Below are 24,790 nucleotides of genomic sequence, written 5' to 3'. Positions count from 1 at the left end.
TTCCTGGCTGGCTAGACTGCGCCCACGCCGTCAGCCCGCTCAAGCCAGCGACGACGTGCACCGGTCACCGCCAGCCAGCCTTCGCAAGCCAGCAGACCGAAAAACGCCCCGCAAGGGGCGTTTCGTGTTTCTGGGCCTTGGTGCCGACTCAGTCGACCAGAGCCGTCATTTCGGTCGCGCCTGGTACCAATGCGCGATGATCGCGCGCTCCTCAGGGGTCATCTGCGTGTTGTTGCCCATTGGCATGGCCTGCAGTTCGACCACCTGCTTGTAGATCCGCGGCGCGCTGTTCTCGACATCGTCCATGGAGTCGAGGCTCAGGCCGAACCTGGCCCAGGTCATCCGGGTGGCGTGGTCCGAATGGCAGGCCTGGCAGCGCTGGACGACGATGGACCAGACCTGCTGCGCTTCCGGCGACAGCGGCGGCTTGGCGACGGCCTGTGGTTGAAGGCCCACGTCAGGCGGCACACGGGACGCGGCCGACATCCAGACCAGCGACGCCACGACCAGAACACCGCCAATCAAAGGCAATGCCCAGCTGCGCCGACCACGACGCCAGCGCCAGCCGAAGCAGGCCAGCAACAACGCCACCACGATCCACACAGCCGGCAGCAGCCATCGGGCCAGGGGGGACGCATCGTGGAGGCTGATCATGGGGAACACCGCTGGGATTCGAAACGGCCCGCCGCGCCGCGCACGATCTGCCATGCCGCCCATTGTATCGATGCCTGAAACACCGGCCTACGCTTCGCGGGCTGGCTCAGCTACCGCGGTAGGTCGAATATCCGAACGGCGACACCAATAGCGGCACGTGGTAATGCCCCTGCCCGGCAACCCCGAAATCCAGCGGCACCTCATCCAGGAACGGTGGTTCCGGCAACGCGACACCGGCCGCACTGAAGTACGCAGCCACCGCGAAGATCAGCCGATAGCGCCCCGACTCCAGCGCCAACTCGCGCAACGCCGGGCAGCGGCCATCCGCATCGGTGATGCCCTGCCACAGCACGTCACCGGCTTCGTCGAACAGTGCGACCGCGATGCCGGCCGCTGGCTGGCCACGACTGGTGTCGAGGACATGGGTGGAGAGACTGGTCATGCGGCCGATTCCTGTTGCAGCGGCCACTGGCCGGTGAATTCCTCTTCGTCGAAGGCCAGGAAGTCGTGCAGCACCGACTCCCGGTCATCGACGAACAATTGGTTGGCCACGGCCTGGGCCAGGCGCGGCAAGGCGTACTTCAGGCCCGACAGCGCCGAGGCAGACAGCCCCAGGTTGATCAGGGCCGAATAGTTGAAGGCGAACAGGCCGTGCAATGACGCGCTGTTTTCGACCGTGCGCGGCTGCAGCTCGAAGCCCGGGCCCAGATAGGGATGCGCATCGAGCAACGGATTGGCAAGCTCCGAAGGCGGCAGGTAACGGTCGCGCCAACGCGCGATGCCGCCGGCGATCTCGCGCAACTCGGGGCGCAGGTCCGGGTCGGTCACTAGGCCGGTGGCGATGGCGAGGAAATCGAACACATGCTCGCCCTGCGGCGTGACCACTAGCACCCGGCCATCGCGTTCGGCCACGTCCAGCCACGGCGCACCCAGGTGCAGGTGGAAGCCGGGCATCGCCACGGCGCGGGCAAAGGTGTCGTTGGTCGGCGGTTGGTTGCGGGCGAAGAAGCTGGCCATCAGCCGGTACTTGTCCGCATCGGGCAGCGACGGGAAACGCGCGATGATCCCCACCTGCTCCATGTGCCGGATCGGATTGACCCGCGGCAGCTCGGGCCGGCGTACGAACACATGCGCCTGCGCCACGCCACGTTGCAGCGCGTACTGGGCATTGTCGAACGAGGACGCACCACCGCCGAGGATGCCGATGCGCTTGCCCGCCAGCGCGTCGTAATCCAGCGGGCCAGATGTATGCGCGTACAGCGATGGCGGCAGGCGTTCGGAAACCAGTTTAGGCACCGCCCATTGGCCGCCGCCCTGGATTCCGGTCGCCAGGATCACCTTGCGCGCCAGCAGCACCTCGCCGTTGTTCAGGTGTAGGCGATGCAGGCCAAGCGCAGGCGCAGGCTCGACCCGCGCCAAACGGGTGTTGTTGCGCACGGGAATGACCAGCACGCGGCGATACCAGCGCAGGTACGCCATCCATTCCTCGCGCGGGATTTTGTCCAGTGCCGCCCAGCCAGCCGCGCCGTGCTGCGCTTCCCACCAGGCACGGAAGGTCAACGACGGCAGGCCCAGGTCGATCGAGGTGATCTGCTTGGGCGTGCGCAGGGTGACCATGCGCGCGTAACTGATCCACGGGCCTTCCTGCCCTTCGTCGTTCTCGTCGATGACCAACAGGTTGGCGACGCGCTCACGCATCAGCGCGAAGGCTGCGCCCAGACCGCTCTGCCCACCGCCGACGATCACCACATCGAAGACATGCCCATCGTCGTGGGTGCGCGGGCGCGCCCAGTCCGGCTTGCCATGATCCAGCCAAGCCAGGTCGTGGGCCAGCCGTGCTTCAAGTTCGACCAGGCTCATGCGTGCGTGCCTTCCAGCGAGACATGCGCGGAAACCACTTTCCAGCCATCGGCAAAGCGCACCCAGCTCTGGCTCTGGCGGCCGCGGCGGGTGGCGCCTTCGCGGAAGAATTCGGCATTGGCGGTGGCGAACGCGCTACCGAAGGTGGTGATCTCCACCCGCGCCAACGTGCGTTGCGGCGAACCACCACGGCCGACCCGGAACGCGCGGATCGCGTCGATGCCGTACAGCACCTCGCCCACGCCGTAACGCACCGTGGTCGGCGCGCTGTGGAACAGCCGATCCATCGCCTCCACATCGTCTGTCATCAATGCATGTTCATAGGCGTCGAAGGCCGCACGGACCTCGGCCACCACGGCGGCATCGTTGAGCACCATGCCCTGCCCTGCAGTCATGCGCCGAGTTCCGCGTTCCAGGCCGCCAGCGCCGCCTCGACACCAGCACCGGGGGCGCAGGCAAAACCCTGTGCGCGCAGGACCGTTTCCAGCGCGCCCAGGGTGATCAGCACCTTGTGCTTGGCAGCGTTGTAGCCCATCGCACCGATGCGCCAGACCTTGCCCTGCAGCGGGCCGAACGCGGTGCCGATCTCGATCTCGAAATCCTCGCGCATGCGCCGGCGCACGGCCTCGCCATCCACCGCTGGCCGGGATCACGATGCCGGTGACGTTGCTCATGCGATAGCGGTCGTCGCCGAACACCTCCAGCCCCAGCGCGCGTGCGCCTGCGGTCACTGCGCGGCCCGCGGCACGATGGCGTGCGTAGCGGCGTTCCAGCCCTTCCTGCAGCACGATGCGCGCGCACTCGCGGGCGCCGTAGAGCATGGAGGTGGCTTCGGTATGGTGGTTCAGGCGCTTGTCGGACCAGTAGTCCATGACCATGGACAGGTCGAAATAGTTGGACAGGATGCGCGGGCCGTCGCCGTCATCAATGTCATCACGCAAAATGCCGCGCTCGACATGGCGGCGCGCGAAGATGCGCTCGGCAGCGGCTTCGGACACGGTGATCGGCGCCGAACCCGAAGGGCCCCCCAGGCATTTCTGCAGGCCACCGGTGACCACGTCCACGCCCCAGCGGTCGGCCGCCAGTTCCATGCCGCCGATGGTCGCGGTGGCATCGACATATGAGAGCGCGCCGTACTGGCGACACAGCGCACCGAAGCCTTCCAGCGGCTGGGCCATGGTGGTGGAGGTATCGCCGTGGATGGTCGCCACCAGCGAGGGACGCACGCGCTTGAGCGCATCCTCGATGGCATCCAGCGCGACGACCTCGCCCCATGGCGCATCGACCGTTTCCATCTTCGCGCCGATGCGGCCCAGGATCTCGGTCAGCAGCAGGCCGAAGCGGCCGAAGTTGACCACCAGCACGGTGTCGCCCGGCGCCACCAGCGAGACCAGCGCCGCTTCGATGCCCGCACGCGCGGTGCCATCGACCAGGAAGGTCCACGGATTCCGCGTGCCGAAGATCGGCCGGTACAGCGCCATGACCTCGTTCATGTAGGCGGTCATTTCCGGGTCGAACTGGCCAAGCAGGTCGGCCGACATCGCACGCAGCACGCGCGGATGCGCGTTGACCGGGCCAGGGCCCATCAGCAGGCGCTGTGGGGGATCGATCTCGCCAAAAACTTCACTGACCACGTAGACTGCTCCCAATCGTTCGATGAAATCCAGCATGGCCGCCACGGCCACGCCAGCATCGGCCGCGCTTGCGCGTTCGGCCGGGTTGTGTGAAATGCCGCCGTCGCAGCGGATGAACAGCATCGCGGTCGGGCACAGGGCGCGCATCACCATCGCATCGTGCCCGGCGCCGGAGACCAGCCTTCGCGGCGCGATGTCCTGCGCGACCACCGCCTGTTCCAGCAGGTCGATGAGCTGCGGATCGCAGGGGCTGGCCGCCAGGTCCTGGACCTGCTCGGCCTGCACGTTCACTCCGCGATTGAGAGCGATGGATTCGAAGCGCTGCAGGATCGCCGCGGCCCCGGCATCACGCGTGGCGTTGTCGCCTGCACGCACGTCCAGCGAAAACAGCACCCGACCGGGCACGACATTGGTCGCGCCGGGCAGCACCTGCATGCGGCCCACCGTGGCGACCAGGTCATTTGGGGCTGGGATGGCGGAAGCCGCCCGGGCTGCAAGCCCCGCTGCGCGGTCCATATCCGCGCCGCTTCTTGCCCCATGGGGGCCGCCATGGGGCTGCGAATCGTCACGAATCTGGCCTCGCGCGGCGGGGCTTTCGCCTCGGGCGTTTCCACCGTCCCAGCCCCCTGCCTCACGTGCGACCGCTTCGACCGCCAGCACGCACTCGGCCGCCGCAGTGAGCGCGTCATGGCGTAGCGGCATCGGCGAGGTGCCGGCATGACCGGCGCGCCCGCGCACGCAGACCTCGAACCGCAGCTGCGCGGCGATGCCGGTGACCACGCCCAGCGGCAGGCCTTCGGCTTCCAGCACCGGGCCCTGCTCGATATGGGCTTCCAGGTAAGCGAAGACTTCCTCGCGCGGACGCGCTGCCTGCTGGACCGTCGAGGCCGCCAGGCCCCAGTCCTGCAGCGCCTCGGCCACGCTGATGCCGTTGGCATCGGCCACGCCATCCAGCGCGTCCTCGCCCAACGTGCCGGCCACAGCCCGGCTGGTGAACATCGACGCAGGAAAGCGCGAACCCTCCTCGTCACCGAAGGCGATCACTTCGATAGCGAATGGCAGGCGCCGGCCAGCCGCATGTAGCGCCGCCACGCATTCGATGCCTAGCATGATGCCCAGCGGCCCGTCGTAGCGGCCAGCGTCACGCACACTGTCGATATGGCTGCCGATCAGCAGTGCCGGCAGGCCAGCGGACGTGCCTTCATAGCGGCCAATCAGGTTGCTGGCCGCATCCACCCGCGTGTCCATGCCGGCATGCCGCATCCAGTCGGCCAACTGTTCCTGCGCGGCCGCGTGGGCCGGACTCAGCCACGCCCGGTACAGACCGGTGTCCGAATCGGAATACGGCGCGACGCCCAGGGCATCACAGCGGGCGATGGCACGCTCGCCAGTCGCGGCAGTCTGCGGGCTTACCATCCGGCCACCGCACCATCGCTGCGTGGATCGCTGGCACCGCTGAGCGTGCCGTCGGCTTCGCGCACCAGCGCGCCGGCGTGGCCCATCACCGCGGTGTATTCCGGCAGCAGTTCGACCGCGTGGCCCGCGGCGCGGAGGGCTTCGATCATCGCGGGATCGAAGCGGCTTTCCAGTTTCAATGAAGTACTATCCTCGCCCCAGGTGCGGCCCAGCAGCCAGCGTGGCGCAGACACGGCCTGCTGCAGCGGCATGCCGAAGCGCGCATAGCGGCTGAAGATCGCCGCCTGCGTTTGCGGCTGGCCTTCGCCGCCCATGGTGCCGTAGCTCATCACCCGGCCATCGTCGAACACCGCCAGCGCCGGATTGAGCGTGTGGAAAGGCTTGCGCCCGGGCTGCAAGGCATTCCAGCCATCAGGCGCCAGCCGGAAGCTGCAGCCGCGGTTCTGCCAGGTGATGCCGGTTGAAGGCAGCACCAGCCCGGAGCCGAATTCGAAATAGGTGGACTGGATGCAGCTCACTGCCTGCCCACGCGCATCGATCGCACCGAACCAGCAGGTATCGCCGGCCTGCGAAGGCTGCGGCCAGGGCAATGCGCGCTGCGGGTCGATGCGTGCGGCCAGCGCATCGAGCGCTGCGTGATCGTCCAGCAGCGCCTGCGGATCGAGCGACATCCAGGCTGGGTCGCCGACCTCGCGGTCGCGGATCAGGAAAGCCTGCTTGGTCGCTTCGATCAGCCCGTGCAGATGCGCGAAGCCTTCGCCCTGCCCGACCTGCAGGCGCTCGAACAAGGCCAGGATCAGCAGCGAGGCCAGGCCTTGCGTCGGCGGCGCGTGGTTGTAGAGCGTGGCCTCGCGCAGGCGCACCGACAGTGGCGTACTGGCATGCGCGCGATGTGCCTGCAGATCCGCCAGGGCCAGCGGGCTGCCCAGCGCCTGCAGGTCCGAGGCCAGCGCGTTGGCGAGGTCGCCACGGTAGAAATCATCCAGCCCGGCTTCGGCCAGGCGTCGCAGCGTTGCGGCCAGCAGCGGCTGGCGCAGCAATTCGCCCTCGCCCAGCGGGCGACCTTCGGGTTCGAAGATGCGTGCATACGCGCCGGGCTGCACGCGCAGTTCGGCACCCTTGGACGCGGCAATCTGCGCGCCGCCCGCGGTGACCGGCACGCCGGCCTGTGCATGGTGAATCGCGTCTTCGAGCAGCCGCGACAGTGGCAGCGCGTTGCCCTCGCCCGCCAGCGCCTGGGCCCAGCCCGACACCGTGCCGGCCACGGTATTGGCCGCGCCCGGTCCGCGCCAGGCAATCGCGTCCTGGCCCGCGTAATAGTCCAGCGTCGCGGCCTGCGCGCTGCGGCCGCAGGCGTCGATGGCATGCACGCGGCCGTCGGGTTCGCGGATCAGCCAGAAGCCATCGCCGCCCAACCCGGTCATGTGCGGATAGACCACCGCCAGCGTCGCGGCGATGGCCACCGCGGCTTCGACCGCACTGCCGCCATCGCGCAACACGTCGCGCCCGGCCTGCGCGGCAAGATGATGGGGAGCGACCGCGATGCCGCGGCGCGCACGCAAGGTGTGCAGCATCAGGGGTGACCCTCTTCAGGCGGATGTGCGCCGGTCAGGCCCAGCGCTTCCAAGCGCCGTGCCACGGCGAACAGTCGATCTTCGCGTCCGGGGGCGGCCACCAACTGCACGCCCAGCGGCAGCTGGCCCGACCGCCACAACGGCACCGCCAGCACCGGGCAACCGGCCAGCCCGAGCGGCTGGGTGAAGATGCCAAGATTGGCGCGTGCCGACACCGGCTGGCCGTCGATCTCGATGGTGGCCTGGTCGATCCGCGGTGCCACGCAGGGCACGGCCGGGGCGATCAACACATCCACCTGTTCCCACAGCTGCGTCATCGCAGCGCGGAACCAGGCCGCGAAGCGCTGCACATCCAGCAGCACCTCGGCCGGTTGCAGCAGGCCTGCCAGCAGGCGATCGCGCACCGCCGGGTCGAAGGCATCAGGCTGCGTACGCAGCGTCGCGCGATGCAGGTGCGCGCCTTCGATCGCGGTCATCACGAACGCCGCCATGCGCGAGGCCCGGGCCTGCGGAAGTTCGATCAAACCATTCGCGCCGAGCGCATCGGCAACCTGGAGCAGGCCGGTGCGCAGTTCCGGATCGAGGTTCGCATCGAACCAACCTCCCAACCGCCCGATGCGCAGCGCGGCCACGTCAACCGGCGCCAGCGAAGCATCGGCCATCACCTCGTGCACGGTCTGTAGCAGGTCGAGCGAACGGGCGAATGGCCCGGCCACGTCCAGCGCCTCGACGAAGGGAAACACGCCATCCAGCGGCACCTGGCCGTGGCTACTGCGCAGTCCATAGATACCGCACAGCGCGGCCGGCACGCGGATCGAGCCGTTGGTATCCGAGCCCAGTGCGAACGGCACCAGCCCCGCTGCCACCGCCGCGGCAGAGCCACCGGAGGAACCACCCGCAAGCCGGGACACGTCATGCGGATTGCAGGTGGTACCGAAGTGCGCATTGACCGTGGCGAAGCCGTAGGCGAACTCATCCATGTTGGTGGTGCCGACCAGCACGGCGCCAGCGGCCTTCAGGCGGCGTACGACTTCGGCATCGCGCGACGCCGGTGCGGCGTCCACGCGCATGGCCGCACCGGCCGTGGTTGGCAGGCCCTGCACGTCGAACAGGTCCTTGACCGCGAACGGCACGTCCGCCAAGGCCGGAGCGGGCATCGCAGGAACAACCGGCGGCTGGCCATCCGCGGCCACATCGAAGATCCGGGTAAAGGCCAGATAGCGCGGGTTGTCCTGCCGAATGCGGGCAATCAGTGGTGCATGTCCAGCGCCCACCGTATTGGCGCGTGGCGAGGCCACGCCAGGGGCAGACGCAACCGGCCCATCCCCATCGAACGCCGCCAGGGCGGCACCGTAATCGGCCAACAGCGCCAGGTTCTGGATGACGCCAGGCCGCGTTGCGGGGTCGGCATGCCCTACGCCCACGGGCGCTCGTTCAATGACACTCATGCAAAAAATCTCCGCGGGTACGCTGCTGGGTGCCCATGCATCATGACCGCTGTGGTGCGCTTTTTCATGGCGCACCTCCCTGTGCGCCAATGGGCCTGACTTAGCCGCGCTTGCTCGTCATTCCCGCGAAAGCGGGAACCCAGGGACTTTCGTTCAGATGACGGAAAACGGACAGGAAGCAACGTCAACGCCCCTGGATTCCCGCTCTCGCGGGAATGACGGCAAATACGCCAGGCGGCCAAGTTGGGAGCATTGCCTTGTGCGCCACCCTGCGGGCGGCTGGGCCGTGAAAAACGGCTGTCCTGCCGTTTTTTCATGGCGCCGGATTGCAGCGGCATGCTCACAGCGCCAGGGTCAGGCGCGGGCTGTGGCTGCGAGAGCAGCACAGCGTCATCTGCCGGTTGCTCAGTTTTTCCTGTTCGCTCTGCACGGTATCGCGATGGTCGGGAATCCCGTCCACCACATCGGTCAGGCAGGCACCGCACATTCCCATTTCGCACGACAGGCTGATGTCCACGCCGCACTCGGACAACACCGAGGCGATGCTGCGCCCGGGTGCGACGGTGAATACCTGGCCGGATGAGGCCAGTGCGACCTCGAAACCAGTTTCGCCTGCGTCAGCATCGGCCGATGCCGCCGCGACCGGCGCGAAGGCCTCGCTATGGATATTGTCCGCCGGCCAGCCACGCGCCAGCGCCGCCGAGGACAGATGCGCCATGAATGCAGCTGGCCCACATAGATAAAGATGATGCGCGGGATGGCCGTTGGCCAGGACCTCTGGCAGCACCTGGCGCGCATCGCGACCCTGGTCGGCACAGTGCAGGTGCACCGCGCCCTGCCCCAGGCCTGCTTGCAACTGGCGACGGAATGCGACTTCATCCAGGCTGCGCGCGTAGTAATGCAGCTCAAACGAGCAACCATCGGCACGCAGGCGATGGGCCATCGCCATCAGCGGGGTAATGCCGATCCCGCCAGCGACCAGCACGTGGTGCCGGCCCTCGCGCAAGGCGAATAGATTGCGCGGCGCCGAGATCCGCAGCCGGTCACCGACCCGTAGGCGCTCGTGCACGAAGGCCGAGCCGCCGCGCGAGGCCGCCCCCCGTCGCACGCACAGGAGGTAGCGCAGGCGATCGGCCGGCGTGCTCGCAATCGAATACTGACGCACCAGCCCGTTGGGCAGGTGCACGTCGACGTGCGCACCGGCCGCGAACGCAGGCAACGGATCGCCATTGGTCGAGACCAGTTCCAGCGCCAGGTTGCCGGCGCCCTGCGCACTCATCGCATCGACCTGCACGTCCAGCAATGGAGAGGCGCCGCTCATGCCAGGAAGAACTCGCCGAAGCCCATCTTCTTCAGCCCGCGTCGATAGGCAATCGAGCTGCGATCGGCCGGGATATGCGCTTCCAGGGCCATGTCCAGCGGCAGGCGCTCGGGCTTCTGCAACTCGACCATGGCGCGGTCTTCCTCGAACACGCGCAGGTTGAACGCGTGCACCTCCTCCACCGGCTGCTGCAGGTTGAAGTTGCGCGCGATCGGCACGAACAGCCGCGTCTTGCGCGCCGACACCGGCGAGGCCGCGTTGAAGATCACCAGGCGTTCTTCGCCCGGGAAATGAATCGTCAGCGAGGCGGTGAACGGCAGGTGCGTTTCGAACCGGCGCAGCCAGGCGAAATCCGGCGGTGCCAGGTGGCGGAAGCCAACACCGTAATTGCTGACATTGCTGATGTAGTCGGCGCGGAAGCCGTGTTCGGTTTCCACCGGCGTGTAATCCGGCACCAGCTGATTGTCCGGGTCGGCGAAGGTGTCGGTGTGGATCCAGGCGAAATGCGCCACGTCCAGGAAGCCTTCCACCTGGCGCCCGGCAAACCCGTTGATGTCAAACGCCGGGCAGTTGATCTGCTGGAAGCCGGCATCGTCCCAGTGCGGCATGGTCGGCAACGCCGCCGGGGCCTGCGCATCGGGCACCAGGCAGGTCCAGACCAGGCCGTAGCGCTCGACCGCCGGATAGGTGGTCAGGTGCAGCTTGGCCGGAATGGCCTGGCCGGGGCTGGAGGGAATCCGGTTGCAACGTCCGCCGGCGCCAAAGCGCAGCCCGTGATACGGGCAGACCACGCCCTGGCCATCATGCGTGCCCATGCTCAGCGGCACGCCGCGGTGCGGGCAGACATCGCGCGCCACCACCACTTCGCCATCGACGCGGTACACCACCAGGGTCTCGTCCAGCAGCACCGCCTTGTGCGGGGCGCCCGTGATTTCCGAGGCGTTAGCCACTGGATGCCACTGCCGCGCCAGCAGCTGCCAGTCGGACTCGGTGAAGGTGCAGCCAGGCGGCAGCGGGCTGTGGGGATTGGAAGCGTAAGCGGCAGTGGCTGGCATGGTGCGGGCGGCCTGCGAAGGCGTTGGATCGGGAAGACGCCTTCACCTTGGAACCCGGGCCTGTTGCAGTCCATCAGAGAATTTTCAATCATGCGTTGCGAAAAACAGAACAGGCCTGATGGATGCTCCCCTTCTCCCGCTTCGCCAGCTACTTCATCGAGGTCGCGCGCCAGGGCAACCTGCGCAAGGCGGCCGAGGTGCTGCATGTCTCGGCGTCGGCCATCCACCGGCAGATCATCAATGCCGAGCAGCAGCTGGAAACCGAGCTGTTCGAGCGCCTGCCCACCGGCATGAAGCTCACCGCCGCCGGTGAACTGCTGCTGGGCGACCTGCATCGCTGGCGCAAGGAGCACACCCGCACGCTGGAGCGCGTCGGCGACCTGCGCGGCCTGCGTCGCGGCCATGTGAGCATCGCCCTGATCGATGCATTGGGCGAAGGCTTCATCCCGCGCCTGCTGGCCGAACTCACCAACGAATACCCGGGCTTCTCCTTTGATCTGCGCGTGGTCAAGAACCGTCTGGCCAGCGAGCTGGTCGCCACAGCCGAGGTCGATTTCGGCCTGCTGCTGGACCCGGTCGAACACGGCAACCTGGAAGTCCGCGCGGCCATCGACATCCCGGTTGGCGCGGTCCTGCCGCCGGGACATGCGCTGGCCGGCGAACGCACCCTGGCCATGAGCCGGCTGCTGGACGAGCGCCTGCTGGTCCCGGCCGCGCCGCTGGTGATCGAGGAACGCACCCGCAGCCTGTACGTGCGCCACGGCGTCGATCCACGCCGGGTGACCACCTGCAACGACACGCGCCTGATCCGCTCGCTGATCCGCGACGGTGGCGGTGTCGGCGTGCTGAGCCTGGTCGACGTCGCACACGACGTGGAACAAGGACTGCTGGCCTTCGTGCCACTCCACGGCTGGCAGGCGCGGCCGCTGCAGCTGGCCGTCTGTACCGCGCCGCGGCGCCAGCCCAGCCGGGCAGCACAGCTGGTGCTCGCGCGTACGGTTGCCGCGCTGCAGGCGTTGCCCGAGCGCCTGGCGCCGCCGCGTTCCGCGCCCAAGCGCAAGGGCAGCGCTCGCACCAAGCCGCCGGCCTGAAATACCAAAGCCAGTCCGAAGCTCGCCCGCAAGCATGCTTAGGCGCAGCGACAAGGACCACATTCAAGGCATTGCGCTTTGCGTTGGCGCTTCGTACAGGCAGCTCGGTGCCATCGGTGCCGCGGACCTGGCCCCAACACCCGCGGCCCTGATGGCGGCGCCCTCACTGCAGTGCGGGTCGACACCCTGCTGTTGATGTTCGGCACGCCAGGCTCAGGCCTGCGAGCACTGCAGCCCGTCCGCTCGCATGCGTGCCATACGCCTGCGACAAACCTTCGATCGTCAAGGCACTTGCATACATCTGCCACGCATTGGGCGCCAAAAGTGGCGACCTTTATGAAGCGCTCCTGTCTGCGCATTGAGCTGAAACCTCGGTGCCTGAACCGCACTTGGCACAGCATGTCAGCGGCAGGCTGCGCGCATTCGTGCGAAACGCCCGTGCCCGCTTCCGCTCGGGAGATCACCGGCGCAGACGGGAAATATCGCCCTGACAGTTATGCCAGCGAGTGGAAATTATTGAGTCCACCCGAAAAATTCCCGCTGTAACCATATCGTTAAATTTACGACAAGCCTTCGTTGCCCGCCGCGTCTGAACGCGGGCGCCCCGGTGATCCAAGACCCACACGCAGAACGAGATCTTCTCTGCGCGGGCATGTTTTTCCCTTAGAAATGCAAAGGCAGTCAATGACCCAGCTCTCCTCTCGGAAACCCACCATCAAGCGCACCGTCCTGGCCGCCATGCTGGGCCTGTGCCTGTCACAGGCACCGAACGCCTTCGCCCAGGCAACCTCGGGCGACATCGCCGGCACGGCCAGCTACGTCAGTGGCGCACAGGTGCAGATCAGCAGCCAGGATTCCGGCCTCCGCCGCGTTGTCGCGCTTGGCGCCGACGGCAAGTTCCGCATCCCGGCCCTGCCGACCGGCCGCTATGACATCAGCTTGGTGGAGAACGGCAGTACTGTCGCCACGCAGCAGGTTTCGGTGATCGCCGGCCAGACCTCACAGGTCAACCTGGCCGCCGCCGATGCCACCACCTTGACCACGGTCAAGGTCAAGCGCGCGATGGTCATCAACGGCATCGACACCAGCAGCGTCGAATCGCGCAGCACCTTCACTGCCGAACAGCTCAACGAACTGCCCGTCCCCCGCGACGTGAGCAGCGTCGCCCGACTGACCCCCGGCACGGTCCAGGGCAGTGGCTACTTCGGCAACCTGAACTCGTTTGGCGGCGCGTCCGTTGCCGAGAACAGCTACTACGTCAACGGCATGAACGTCACCGACTCGTACGACTACCTGTCGTTCAGCGAAGTCCCGTGGCAGGCCATCGACCAGCTGGACGTGCAGACCGGCGGCTATGGCGCCGAGTACGGCTTCTCCACCGGCGGCGTCACCAGCGTCAACATCAAGCGCGGCACCAATGAGTGGCACGGCGGCATCAGCGCCGACATGGCCCCGGATGCCTTCCGCGCGCACCTGGACGATGAGAATTTCAACAACGGCGATCTCTATCGCTCGCTGAGCAAGAACACGAGCAACGACAGCACCTACGCGATCTGGGAAGGCGGCCCGCTGATCAAGGACAAGCTGTTCATGTTCGCCACGTTCCAGGACCAGAAGACGTCGGGTAGCTCGTGGGGCGGTCGCAGCTCGTCCAGCAGCAGCACCGCGACCGAATACGACTACAGCGGCACCAAGCCTTACAAGCTGCTCAAGCTCGACTGGTACCTCAACGATAGCAACCACCTCGAATACACCGGGTTCGACAACAGCAGCCGCACCACCTACAGCTATTCCACCGTCGGCTACGACGGCAACAGCACCTCCAAGACCGCCTACAAGGGCCAATTGGTCTCCAAGAGCGGCGGCCCGACCAACATCTTCAAGTGGACCAGCAACCTCAGCGACAACCTGACCATGGCCCTGCAGTACGGCCGTATGAAGACCAAGAGCGAGCAGTACACGATCAGCCCCGACGGCACCACGACCAGCTATGACGGCAACGTGACCTCGAGTGGCTCGGGTTGCCCCTACGTGTACTACGCGAGCGGCTACACCGGTTCGGAAAACAGCTGCTACATCAGCTCCTCACTGGGCGTTTCCAACGGTTACAGCCAGCGCAAGGACACGCGCCTGGATTTCGACTGGACGCTGGGCAACCACGACCTGAAGTTCGGCTATGACTACAACGATTTCACCGCGAAGTCGGGCTCGAGCTATTCCGGCGGCCACTACTATTACTATTACGACAACGACACCGTTTACGACTACGTCTACAAGACCGGTGGCACCGTCGAAGTCAAGCAGAACTCCTGGTATGTGCAGGACCACTGGCATGTGACCGACAACTTCCTGCTGTCGATGGGCATCCGCAACGACTCGTTCAAGAACTACAACACCTCGGGCGAGGTGTTCGTCGAGCAGAACAACATCTGGCAGCCGCGCCTGGGCTTCTCCTGGGACATCGGTGGCGATGGCACCTCGCGCCTGTACGGCAACCTGGGCCGTTATGCCCTGCCGATCGCAGCCAATGTCGCCCTGCGCGCCGCCAGCGCATCGATCTACTCCGAAACCGAGTACACCTACACCGGCGTGAGCTCCACCGGCACGCCAACCGGCACCACCCAAGTCGGCGACACCACCTACTACAACGGCGAAAACGGCAGCACGCCGAACGCCAACTCGGTGACCAGCAAGGGCCTGAAGCCGTATACGCAGGACGAGGCTATCCTGGGTTACCAGCACACGCTGGACCTGGATAACGCGTTCCTCAATGGCTGGGTCTTGGGTGCCAAGGCCACCTATCGCAAGATCCACAACGCGATCGACGACAGCTGCGCATCCAGCGCGCTGTACAACGCAGCCACCGACGCTGGCTATGACACCTCCAACTGGGAAGACGAGTGGACCACGCCTGACAGCGCCACCGGTTGCTGGCTGTACAACCCGGGCAGCAGTTCCACCATCACCACTGACGTGGACGGTGACGGCACGTCCGAGGCAATCACCATGTCGGCCAGCTCGCTGGGCCCGAAGGCAAAGCGCACCTACAAGGCGGTGACGCTGACCGCCGAGAAGGCCACCGACAAGTGGTACGGCAACATCAGCTATACCTGGTCCAAGAGCCAAGGCAACTACGAGGGCCTGGTCAAGTCGAGCAACGGTCAGGACGATACCGGCACCACCGCCGACTTCGACTTCGCGGAGATCATGGAGGGCTCCTACGGTTACCTGGCCAATGATCATCGCCACAGCCTGAAGGCGTACGGCGGATACAAGATCACACCGGAATGGCAGGTCGGCTTGAACCTGAGCGTGCAGTCGGGTGCGCCGATCAGCTGCTACGGCGGTGGTTACGGCACCCTTGGGACCTATTACAACTATTACAGCCAGTACCATTACTGCAACGGCGAAATCAGTGCGCAGGGCACCTCGGGCCGTACCCCGTGGACCTACGAGATCAGCCCGAACCTGGTCTACAAGCCCACGGGCCTCAGCGGCTTCACCGTCCAGTTGTCGATCATGAACCTGCTCAACAACGACAAGCCACTGCAGGTCTACCAGACCTATGAACGCGTCAGTTCGTCGGGTACGTCGTACTACGAGTACTACAAGCTGGGCCAGTACTACCAGACGCCGCGCTACGCCCGTCTGCAGCTGATGTACGAATGGTGATCACCTGATCCAACGGCAGTTGCTGCCGTGCCACAACAAACGCCTGGCGGGTTCTCCTGCCAGGCGTTTTTTTATCCCCCGGCCTCCAGGCACCCGCGCTGCGAGTCCTCTCGATGCTCGCCGCCCTACGCCCTGATCGGCCATGGCCATACCCCGGCCCGCCACGACATCCAGGCACGACCACTGCCGTTGATCGCCGCATCAAGTGCGGGATTGTGCAACGCAGCATCACCGGCTAAGTTCAAAGCATCGCCTTCGTCGGAGCGCCCGGTGTCGCCAGCTCACGTATCCACATCACCGATCGATGTCAGGCCAGCCGCAGCGTCCTGGTGGCTGCTGGCCGTGCAGCACGTCCTGGTGATGTATGCAGGCGCGGTGGCAGTGCCGCTGATCGTGGCCGGCGCACTACACCTGTCGCGTGCCGATACCGCCTTCCTGGTCAGCGCGGACCTGTTCTGCTGCGGGCTGGCCACGCTGATCCAGTCGCTGGGAATCGGCGGCTTCGGCATCCGTCTGCCGGTGGTGATGGCGGCCACGTTCGCCTGCGTCGGGCCGATGATCGCCATCGGCGGCAATCCGGCGCTTGGCCTGCCCTATGTGTTCGGCGCGAACATCGTGGCCGGCGTCCTCGGCATCCTGGCCGCGCCGCTGATCGGGCGACTGCTCAGGCTGTTTCCTGCCGTGGTGACCGGCACGGTCATCACCGCGATCGGCCTGACCCTGATCGGCGTGGCGGTGAACTGGGCCGCCGGCGGGATCGGCGCGAAGGACTACGGATCGCCAGCGAACCTGGCCATGGCTGCCGCGGTACTGATTGGCGTGCTGGCAGTGCTGCGCCATGGGCGCGGCTTCATCGCCAACATCGGCGTGCTGCTGGGACTGGCCGCCGGCACGCTGCTGGCGGCGCTGCTGGGCCGCATGGATCTCAGCGGACTTGCAGATGCCGCATGGCTGGCGCCGGTCACGCCATTCCATTTCGGCCTGCCGAAATTCGAGCCCTGGTCGATCGTCACGATGTGCGTGGTGCTGTTCATCGTGTTCGTCGAGTCCACTGGCATGTTCCTGGCATTGGGCGACATCGTCGAACGCCCGGTCGACCGGCCAATCCTGGTCCGCGGCCTGCGCGTGGATGGCTTGGCCACGCTGTTCGGCGGTGTGTTCAACGCGTTCCCGGACACGTCGTATTCGCAGAACATCGGCCTGGTGGCGATCACCGGTGTGCGCAGCCGCTGGGTGTGCGTGCTAGCCGGCGCCCTGCTCATCGCGCTGGGCCTGACTCCGAAACTGGCCGTGCTGGTCGCGGCGATCCCGCCGGCGGTGCTCGGCGGCGCCGGGCTGGTGATGTTCGGCATGGTCACCGCCAATGGCATCCGCGTGCTGGGCCACGTGGATTTCACCACGCGCCGCCACAACCTGCTGATCGTGGCGGTCGGCATCGGCCTTGCGATGACACCTGTAGTCGCGCCGACCATCTTCGACCAGTTGCCATCCGCGCTTGCGCCGCTGCTGCACAGCGGCATCCTGCTGGCCACGCTGGGCTGTGTCGGCCTGAACCTGTGGTTCAACGGACTAGGCGCGCGCGCGTCGGTGCATGCCGAACCCTTGGTACCGGAGTCGGAGTCCGGGCATTCCTGACCGTATCGCCGCGCCCCTGCAGATTCAGCACGCAACGACCAGCACAGGTTGTCCTGCAGATCGTGCGCGACATGCTGCCAGCAACCTTCCCGGCAATGACAATGGGCAAGCACGCCTGACACCGTGATCTGGCGGTGGCAGCTTCGGTGACCCGCACGTGGACGACATCCGCTGACCGAGCGCCTTGCAACGTCAAATCCGAGCCATGCCTCACGGGCTGCCCGAGTGGTTGTTAATGCCAATGCCCACCAAGCCTGACGTTCATGAAGCAAACCTGTCTGGAAAATGCCTGCGACGTGGCAAATCTGAACGCCATGTGTCGCAACATGTCATGCAAACGACACGAGCCACTCCCGCCACATGCCCGTCGCTACGCCATTTGCGACGACTTCCGGCATTCATGCCAAACAGGTAAAGCTGACGGTTTTGTCATCAAGCGGAAATTGTTGAGCCTGGTCGAAAAATTCCAGGTGTAACCGTGGCGTTAAATCCGCGGCAAGCCTTCGTTGTCCGCGTTGCATCTTTGCGGCATCCCCGGTGACTCAAAGCCCTCACATGCAGTGCGCCCGGCGCGCTGTGGGGCCAGGTTTTTTCTACTTGAATTGCAAAGGCAGTCAATGAGCCAGCTCTCCTCCCGGAAACCCACCATCAAGCGCACCGCCCTGGCCGTCATGCTGGGCCTGTGCCTGTCGCAGGCGCCCAACGCATTCGCGCAGGCCACCTCGGGCGATATCGTGGGTACCGCCAGCTATGCCAGCGGCGCACAGATCCAGATCACCAACCCGGCCTCGGGCATCAGTCGCACGGTCGCGCTTGGTGCCGATGGACGCTTCCGCATCCCGGCGCTGCCGACCGGCCAGTACGATGTCAAGCTGGTCGAAGATGGCCAGACCGTGGCCAACAGCACCACGACCGTGCTTGCAGGCCAGACCGCGCAGGTCAACCTGACGGAGGCCGGCGCCAAGAGCCTGGCAACGGTCAAGGTCACCGGTCCGATGGTCATCAACGACATCGACACCAGCAGCGTCGAATCGCGCACCACCTTCACCGCCAGCCAGCTCAATGAACTGCCGGTGCCGCGTGACGTGAGCAGCGTGGCCAAGCTGACGCCTGGCACCTCGACCGGCAGCGGCTACTTTGGCAACGTCAACTCCTTCGGTGGCGCGTCGGTGGCGGAGAACAGCTACTACGTCAACGGCATGAACGTCACCAACTCCTACGACAACCTCTCCTTCAGCGAGGTGCCGTGGCAGGCCATCGACCAGCTGGACGTGCAGACCGGCGGTTACGGCGCCCAGTACGGCTTCTCCACCGGTGGCGTGACCAGCGTGAACGTCAAGCGCGGCACCAACGAGTGGCACGGCGGCATCAGCTGGGATTCGGCACCGGACTCGCTGGCGGCCCATACCAGCGACGAATACTTCAGCGACGGCAGCCTGTACCGTCCGCTCAGCAAGAACCGCTCCAACAGCAACACCTGGGCACTCTGGGAAGGCGGCCCACTGATCAAGGACAAGCTGTTCTTCTTCGCCATCGCCCAGTACAACAAGACCACCGGCAGCACCTGGGGTGGCCGTAGCTCCGCTTCCGGCACCACCGCCAGCGAGAACGACTACAACGAAAGCAAGCCCTACAAGCTGGTGAAGCTGGACTGGTTCCTCAACGACAGCAACCATCTGGAATTCACCGGCTTCGACAACAGCAGCCGCACCACCTACGACTACAACAACATCGGCTTTGAGGAAAACAAGGCCTTCAAGGACGGCTACAACGGCCGCATCGTGTCCAAGAGCGGTGGCCCCACCGGCATCCTGAAGTGGACCAGCAACCTCACCGACGACCTCACCATGGCCTTGCAGTACGGCAAGATGAAGACGGTCAGCGAGCAGTACGCGGTGACGGCCGACGGCACCCACGCCAGCTATGCCGGCAACATCAACTCCCCTGCCACCGGCTGCCCTTACGTGAGCTACGAGCAGGACTATGTCGGCGCCCAGAACAGCTGCTACATGGATTCCACGCTCGGCATCAACAACGGCTACAGCCAGCGCAAGGACTACCGTCTGGACTTCGACTGGACGCTGGGCGACCACGAGCTGTCCTTCGGCTATGACTACAACGACTTCACCGCCCGCCAGGGCGAGTCGTACTCCGGTGGCCATGCCTACGACTACACCACCGACGACGATGGCAACCAGATCGTCTATGACGACATCTACGCGACCGGCGGCACGGTGGAGGTCAAGCAGAACTCCTGGTACGTGCAGGATCACTGGCATGTGACCGACGATTTCCTGCTGTCGCTGGGCATCCGCAACGATTCGTTCAAGAACTACAACAGCACCGGCGGCGTGTTCGTCAAACAGGACAACATCTGGCAGCCGCGCCTGGGCTTCTCCTGGGACATGACCGGTGACGGCACCAGCCGCCTGTACGGCAACCTGGGTCGCTATGCCTTGCCGATCGCCGCCAACGTCGCCCTGCGCGGCGCCAGCGCCTCGATCTATTCGGAAACCGCCTACAGCTACAGCGGCGTGGATTCGACCGGCTCGCCGATCGATCCGGTTGCGCTGGGTGACACGGTCTACTTCAACGGCGAGAACGGCACCACGCCGTCCGCATCCTCGGCCGCCAGCAAAGGCCTCAAGCCCTACACGCAGGATGAGGCCATCCTGGGCTTCGAGCACCGCCTGAGCAGCGGTTACGCGTTCCTGGACGGCTGGGTGCTGGGCGCCAAGGGCACCTATCGCAAGGTGCACAACGCCATCGACGACTCGTGCTCGTCGCAGGCGCTGTACGACGCAGCCACGGCGGATGGCTACGACACCTCCGGCTTCGACGAGTGGACGGCACCGGAAGGCAGCTCGGGCTGCTGGCTGTACAACCCAGGCAGCGCCTCGACCATCAACGTGGACGTTGATGGCAACGGCAGCCTGGACACCATCACCATGTCGGCCGATTCACTGGGCCCGAAGGCCAAGCGCACCTACAAGGCCATGACCTTGAGCGCGCAGAAGGCCAGTGATCGTTGGTATGTCAACGCCAGCTACACCTGGTCGCAGAGCAAGGGCAACTACGAAGGGTTGGTCAAGTCGAACAATGGCCAGGCCGATACCGGCACGACCGCCGACTTCGACTTCGCCCAGATCATGGAAGGCGCGTACGGCTTCCTGCCCAACGACCACATGCACAGCTTCAAGGCCTACGGTGGCTTCAAGATCACCCCCGAATGGCAAGTGGGCGTGAACCTGGAAGTCCAGTCCGGTGCACCGATCAGCTGCTATGGCGGTGGCTACGGCACCCTCGGGACCGAATACGGCTATACCAGCCAGTTCCATTACTGCAACGGCGAGATCAGCAACGAAGGAACCCAGGGCCGCAATCCGTGGACGTTCACGCTCAGCCCCAACCTGGTCTACAAGCCCACGGCCATCAAGGGCCTGACCGCACAGGTGTCGATCCTGAACCTGTTCAACAACGAGAAGCCGTTGCAGGTGTACCAGACCTACGAGGCAGTCCAGCAGAACGGTACGACCTACTACGCGAACTACCGACTGGGTCAGTACTACCAGGAACCGCGTTACGCACGCCTGCAGTTGATGTACGAATGGTAAGCACCGCCCCGGGCCATCGCGCCTGACCGGGTAACCCGAGAACGCCTGGCGGAAGTTTCCGCCAGGCGTTTCTCGTTTACGAAACCACGCCTGCGCAACCGCGTGGCGCACCCTTCAAATTACGCGCGGTTGTTCCTACAGTGCGGATTCCCGCTGCCGCTGCGAATCCCCTCGATGCACGATGCCCCCTATCCCCGCGACCTGATCGGCCATGGCCGCACCCCGCCCCACGCCGACTGGCCTGGCAAGGCGAAGATCGCGGTGCAGTTCGTGCTGAACTACGAGGAAGGCGGCGAGAACAACGTGCTGCATGGCGATGCGGGATCGGAACAGTTCCTGTCCGAGATCGTCGGCGCTGCGTCGTATCCGGCGCGACACATGAGCATGGAATCGATCTACGAATACGGTTCGCGGGCCGGTGTCTGGCGGATCCTGCGCGAGTTCGAACGGCGTCAGCTGCCGCTGACGGTGTTCGGCGTGGCCATGGCCCTGCAGCGCAACCCCGAGGCGACGGCGGCTTTCGTCGAACTGGGCCACGAGGTCGCCAGCCACGGCTGGCGCTGGATCCATTACCAGGACATGGCACCCGAACTGGAACGCGAACACCTGCAGCGCGCCGTCGCGCTGCACACACAGCTGACCGGCAGCGCGCCGCTGGGTTGGTACACCGGCCGCGACAGTCCCAACACCCGCCGGCTGGTGGTCGAACACGGCGGCTTTGCCTACGACGCGGACTATTACGGCGACGACCTGCCGTTCTGGACCCGGGTCGAAACTTCCACCGGCGAGCGCAAGCCACATCTGGTCGTGCCCTACACGCTGGATGCCAACGACATGCGCTTCGCCACGCCACAGGGCTTCAATACCGCGACGCAGTTCTTCGAATACCTGCGCGACAGCTTCGATGCCCTGTATGTCGAAGGCGAAGATGCACCGAAGATGCTCTCGATCGGCATGCACTGCCGCCTGCTCGGCCGCCCGGGGCGCATCGTGGCACTGCAGAAATTCCTCGACCACATCGCCCGCCACGACCGGGTCTGGGTGTGCCGGCGGATCGACATCGCCAATCACTGGCGGCAACGGCATCCGTTCGTCGAGGGCGCGGCATGATCACCCTGGCCGATCTCAACGCCCTGCCACGCGATGCCTTCATCGCTGCGCTGGAAGGCATCTTCGAACACTCGCCGTGGGTGCCGGCCGGCGTGGCCGCCACACGCCCCTATCCCTCCCGCGATGCGTTGCATGCGGCGATGTGCACCGTCGTCCGCGACGCAGGCATCGACGCACAGCTGGGCCTGATCCGCGCCCACCCCGAACTTGCAGGCAAGGCCGCGATTGCCGGCGGACTCACCGCCTCATCGGCCAGCGAACAGCGCGGTGCCGGCCTGGACCAGTGCAGCCCGGACGAATATGCCGAGCTGGTCGGCTTGAACCGCGCCTATCACCAGCGCCACGGCTTTCCCTTCATCCTGGCCGTGCGTGGCCATACCCGGGCCAGCATCATCGCCGCACTGCGCGCGCGCGTGGACCATGCGAGCGAGGTCGAGATCGCCGAGTGCCTGCAGCAGATCGAGAAGATCGCCGCACTGCGGCTTGCCGATCTGGTGACCGACTGAGCGGAACGGCCAAGGGTCAACAGGTTATTGTCTGGGTGGGAAGCGGGGACATCGCAGCACGGCGGGCCCGTTGGACAGGGCTTCGAAGGTCGTTGAGAACTGCTTCCCTTATCTGCATTACGACAAGGCGAATTTCGACAGTGGCTACCGTCAAGGTTTTTTCTGCTTCATGCCTGCTGGCCCTCTGTGGACTGACTTCGGCCTGCAACGGCCAGTCACCCGCACCAGCGACCGCCTCCACCTCGGCAGGCACCGCGGCGCCTACATCCACCCCAGTTTCGGCTTCGCCTGCGGATGACGCGCTCACGACCGGCCCGCAACCGGCAAGCGCCCAATCCTCCCAGGGACTTGATACCTCCGCGTCTTCACCACCTTCAGGAGCGACTCCCGTGCTAAGACCGCCCTATGACACCTGCATCAGCGCTGCCGCAGGCGTGACGCCAGAAATGCAGGACTGCATTGCCACCGAATACGCCTACCAGGATGGTCGCCTGAACAAGGCCTACAAGGCGTTGATGGCCAAACTGGACGAAGCGGAAAAGAACACGCTGCGCGACCAGCAGCGCAAATGGATCGTCGAACGCGACGAAAAATGCTTCTACGATCCCGACAGCGGGCAAGCCGGGCGCGTGGACGCTGCCCAATGCAGCCTCGAACTGACGGCCAATCGCGCGGATGCATTGGAAGCACGTTGAGCCAGACAACGACGTTGGTGTTGTGATCTTTAAAAACAAGGAGATGTGCGATGAGCGGCAAGGATTGGGAACTGGGCCAGACCTCGAAGCATTACGAGACAGGCGGACGCGGCGCGAGCACGGTGTCTTCCGGTATCGACGATCCGGGTGGTGTGTCCTACGGCTCGTACCAGATGACCTCGCAGGTCAAGACCAAGGAGGGCAAGATCATCGTGGGAGGGACGGTCGCGTCCTTCGTGAAGGACAGCAAGCACGCCGACGACTTTGCGGGCTTGAAGCCCGGCTCGGCCGAATTCAGCGCGAAGTGGAAAGACCTGGCCAGGACCGACGGCAGCTTTGCGCAGGAGCAGCACGACTACATCAAGCGCACTCATTACGACAAGCTGGTTGATCGCCTGCAGGGCAAGGGGCTGGACCTGTCCGACCGCGGCCCGGCAGTGCAGGATGCGCTCTGGAGCACCGCGGTCCAGTACGGCCCCGGCAGCGACAAGAAGCCAGGCGGCTCGGGCGTGTTCCTGAAGGGCTTGGAAGCGAAGTTCGGCAAGGACTACGACCTTTCGAAGCTTTCCGACAAGGACATCGTCGGCGCGGTGCAGGACTACAAGGCCGATCACGTCAAGGGACTGTTCCCGCGCGTGGAGAAGCAGAAAACCCTCGATTCGCTGGAGAACCGTGCCAGGAACGAGAAGGCGGACTTGTTCAAGCTGGCCGACCTGGACAACACGGTCACCAGGACCGGCGAGCAGCACGGCAACCGCGACCCGGCGCGGCAACCGGGCAAGTCGCATGCGGCTCACAGCCCGTCAGCGGAGAACGGCGACGGCGTGCTCACGCGCAATGAGCATGGCGTGGCGGTCAAGGACCTTCAGGAGAAGCTTTCCAGGCTCGGCTACATGGACGCCAAGGACGCCATCGGCACCTATGGCCCGAAGACCGAAGCCGCCGTGGAGAAATTCCAGCAGCACAACGGCCTCAAGGGTGTGGACGGCAAGGCCGGGCCGGAGACGCTCGCTTCCATCGACAAGCAGCTGCAGAAGCAGCAAGGCGTCGACCAGTTGCGTCGCGAAGACCCCATGTTCGACCAGGCCATCAAGCACCTGGAGAAGCAGGGTCCGAATGGCGGCTACGCCAACCGCGAAGAAATGCAGCGTGCAGCCGGCCAGGTCGTCTTCGAGGCCAGGGTCAGTGGCATGTCACGCATTGATGACCTGGTACGCAGCACCGACGGCAGGGGCATGCTCGCGGTGGAACGCAACCCGAACAACCCGCTCGATGTGAACCGCGTCTACGTGGACCGGCAGCAGGCCGCAACCGTTCCGCTGGAGCAAAGCCAGCAGCAGACGGCAGACATCCTGCGCCAGACGCAGAGCCAGGATCAGCTGCGGACGCATGAACAATCCACCCAGGCGCCAATGCGCTGATGCGCATCGCGGGCCCGGCGGTCGCCGTTCGGCATGCCGAACGGCAGCCGGCACCGATCACGCCAGGCAGGTGCCAGATCCACG

At 65.5% G+C, this 24,790-nt stretch carries 16 protein-coding genes and 2 pseudogenes; 8 read left to right on the top strand and 10 right to left on the bottom strand.

Annotation, left to right across the window (positions count from 1 at the left end; all coding sequences use genetic code 11):
• Positions 1-165: 165 nt before the first annotated feature.
• The 10 genes and pseudogenes from O8I58_RS01655 to O8I58_RS01610 form a co-directional block, all read right to left on the bottom strand.
• Positions 166-654 carry a hypothetical protein gene (locus tag O8I58_RS01655; RefSeq protein ID WP_298320119.1) on the bottom strand — a complete coding sequence of 163 codons (489 nt, stop codon included), beginning with the start codon at positions 652-654 and terminating at the stop codon, positions 166-168.
• A gap of 106 nt (positions 655-760) precedes the next feature.
• Positions 761-1,096, bottom strand: coding sequence for a hydroxyisourate hydrolase (uraH, locus tag O8I58_RS01650; protein WP_298320117.1), 336 nt, complete (start codon positions 1,094-1,096; stop codon positions 761-763).
• Complete coding sequence (locus O8I58_RS01645; RefSeq protein ID WP_298320115.1) at positions 1,093-2,514, bottom strand: FAD/NAD(P)-binding protein; 1,422 nt, start codon at positions 2,512-2,514, stop codon at positions 1,093-1,095. The genes uraH and O8I58_RS01645 overlap by 4 nt, the downstream gene beginning before the upstream one ends.
• Positions 2,511-2,891 (bottom strand): oxalurate catabolism protein HpxZ, encoded by a 381-nt coding sequence (gene hpxZ / locus O8I58_RS01640; protein ID WP_298322634.1) that lies wholly within the window; start codon positions 2,889-2,891, stop codon positions 2,511-2,513. The genes O8I58_RS01645 and hpxZ overlap by 4 nt, the downstream gene beginning before the upstream one ends.
• Positions 2,892-2,905: 14 nt before the next feature.
• A pseudogene (locus O8I58_RS01635) lies at positions 2,906-4,184 on the bottom strand (alanine--glyoxylate aminotransferase family protein).
• Between the two features lie 42 nt (positions 4,185-4,226).
• Positions 4,227-5,564, bottom strand: a pseudogene (locus O8I58_RS01630) (Zn-dependent hydrolase); the annotation flags it as partial.
• Positions 5,558-7,138 (bottom strand): gamma-glutamyltransferase family protein, encoded by a 1,581-nt coding sequence (locus tag O8I58_RS01625; RefSeq protein ID WP_298320113.1) that lies wholly within the window; start codon positions 7,136-7,138, stop codon positions 5,558-5,560. The gene O8I58_RS01625 and the pseudogene O8I58_RS01630, both read right to left, overlap by 7 nt.
• Positions 7,138-8,586, bottom strand: coding sequence for an AtzE family amidohydrolase (locus tag O8I58_RS01620; RefSeq protein ID WP_298320111.1), 1,449 nt, complete (start codon positions 8,584-8,586; stop codon positions 7,138-7,140). The genes O8I58_RS01625 and O8I58_RS01620 overlap by 1 nt, the downstream gene beginning before the upstream one ends.
• Positions 8,587-8,926: 340 nt before the next feature.
• On the bottom strand, positions 8,927-9,907 hold the full coding sequence (locus tag O8I58_RS01615) for a PDR/VanB family oxidoreductase (protein WP_298320109.1): 981 nt from the start codon (positions 9,905-9,907) through the stop codon (positions 8,927-8,929).
• The gene (locus O8I58_RS01610; RefSeq protein WP_298320107.1) at positions 9,904-10,962 is read right to left on the bottom strand and encodes a Rieske 2Fe-2S domain-containing protein; all 1,059 of its coding nucleotides are present in this window, start codon (positions 10,960-10,962) and stop codon (positions 9,904-9,906) included. The genes O8I58_RS01615 and O8I58_RS01610 overlap by 4 nt, the downstream gene beginning before the upstream one ends.
• A 122-nt stretch (positions 10,963-11,084) precedes the next feature.
• On the opposite strand from O8I58_RS01610, the gene O8I58_RS01605 reads away from it, so the two are divergent.
• The 8 genes from O8I58_RS01605 to O8I58_RS01570 all read left to right on the top strand — a co-directional run bounded on the left by O8I58_RS01605 (position 11,085) and on the right by O8I58_RS01570 (position 24,706).
• The gene (locus tag O8I58_RS01605) at positions 11,085-12,053 is read left to right on the top strand and encodes a LysR family transcriptional regulator (protein ID WP_298320105.1); all 969 of its coding nucleotides are present in this window, start codon (positions 11,085-11,087) and stop codon (positions 12,051-12,053) included.
• A 684-nt stretch (positions 12,054-12,737) separates the two neighbouring features.
• Positions 12,738-15,725: a TonB-dependent receptor gene (locus tag O8I58_RS01600; RefSeq protein ID WP_298320103.1), complete on the top strand. Its 2,988-nt coding sequence runs from the start codon at positions 12,738-12,740 to the stop codon at positions 15,723-15,725.
• A 270-nt stretch (positions 15,726-15,995) separates the two neighbouring features.
• Positions 15,996-17,360, top strand: a complete 1,365-nt coding sequence (locus tag O8I58_RS01595) for a nucleobase:cation symporter-2 family protein (RefSeq protein WP_298320101.1) — start codon at positions 15,996-15,998, stop codon at positions 17,358-17,360.
• Positions 17,361-17,977: 617 nt separating this feature from the next.
• Entirely contained in the window at positions 17,978-20,974 is a 2,997-nt protein-coding gene (locus O8I58_RS01590; RefSeq protein ID WP_298320099.1) for a TonB-dependent receptor, read from the top strand.
• A 174-nt stretch (positions 20,975-21,148) separates the two neighbouring features.
• Positions 21,149-22,084, top strand: a complete 936-nt coding sequence (puuE, locus tag O8I58_RS01585; RefSeq protein ID WP_298320097.1) for an allantoinase PuuE — start codon at positions 21,149-21,151, stop codon at positions 22,082-22,084.
• Positions 22,081-22,590 (top strand): 2-oxo-4-hydroxy-4-carboxy-5-ureidoimidazoline decarboxylase, encoded by a 510-nt coding sequence (gene uraD, locus O8I58_RS01580; protein ID WP_298320095.1) that lies wholly within the window; start codon positions 22,081-22,083, stop codon positions 22,588-22,590. Before puuE ends, uraD begins: the two co-directional genes overlap by 4 nt.
• 140 nt (positions 22,591-22,730) lie before the next feature.
• Positions 22,731-23,285: a lysozyme inhibitor LprI family protein gene (locus O8I58_RS01575; RefSeq protein ID WP_298320093.1), complete on the top strand. Its 555-nt coding sequence runs from the start codon at positions 22,731-22,733 to the stop codon at positions 23,283-23,285.
• A gap of 50 nt (positions 23,286-23,335) precedes the next feature.
• Entirely contained in the window at positions 23,336-24,706 is a 1,371-nt protein-coding gene (locus tag O8I58_RS01570) for a peptidoglycan-binding domain-containing protein (RefSeq protein WP_298320091.1), read from the top strand.
• The last annotated feature ends 84 nt before the right edge of the window (positions 24,707-24,790 follow it).

This window comes from Pseudoxanthomonas sp. (assembly GCF_027498035.1).
Taxonomy (GTDB): domain Bacteria; phylum Pseudomonadota; class Gammaproteobacteria; order Xanthomonadales; family Xanthomonadaceae; genus Pseudoxanthomonas_A.
The sequence above is the reverse complement of the archived record's forward strand: the minus strand, read 5'-3'. Positions and strand labels throughout refer to the sequence as shown.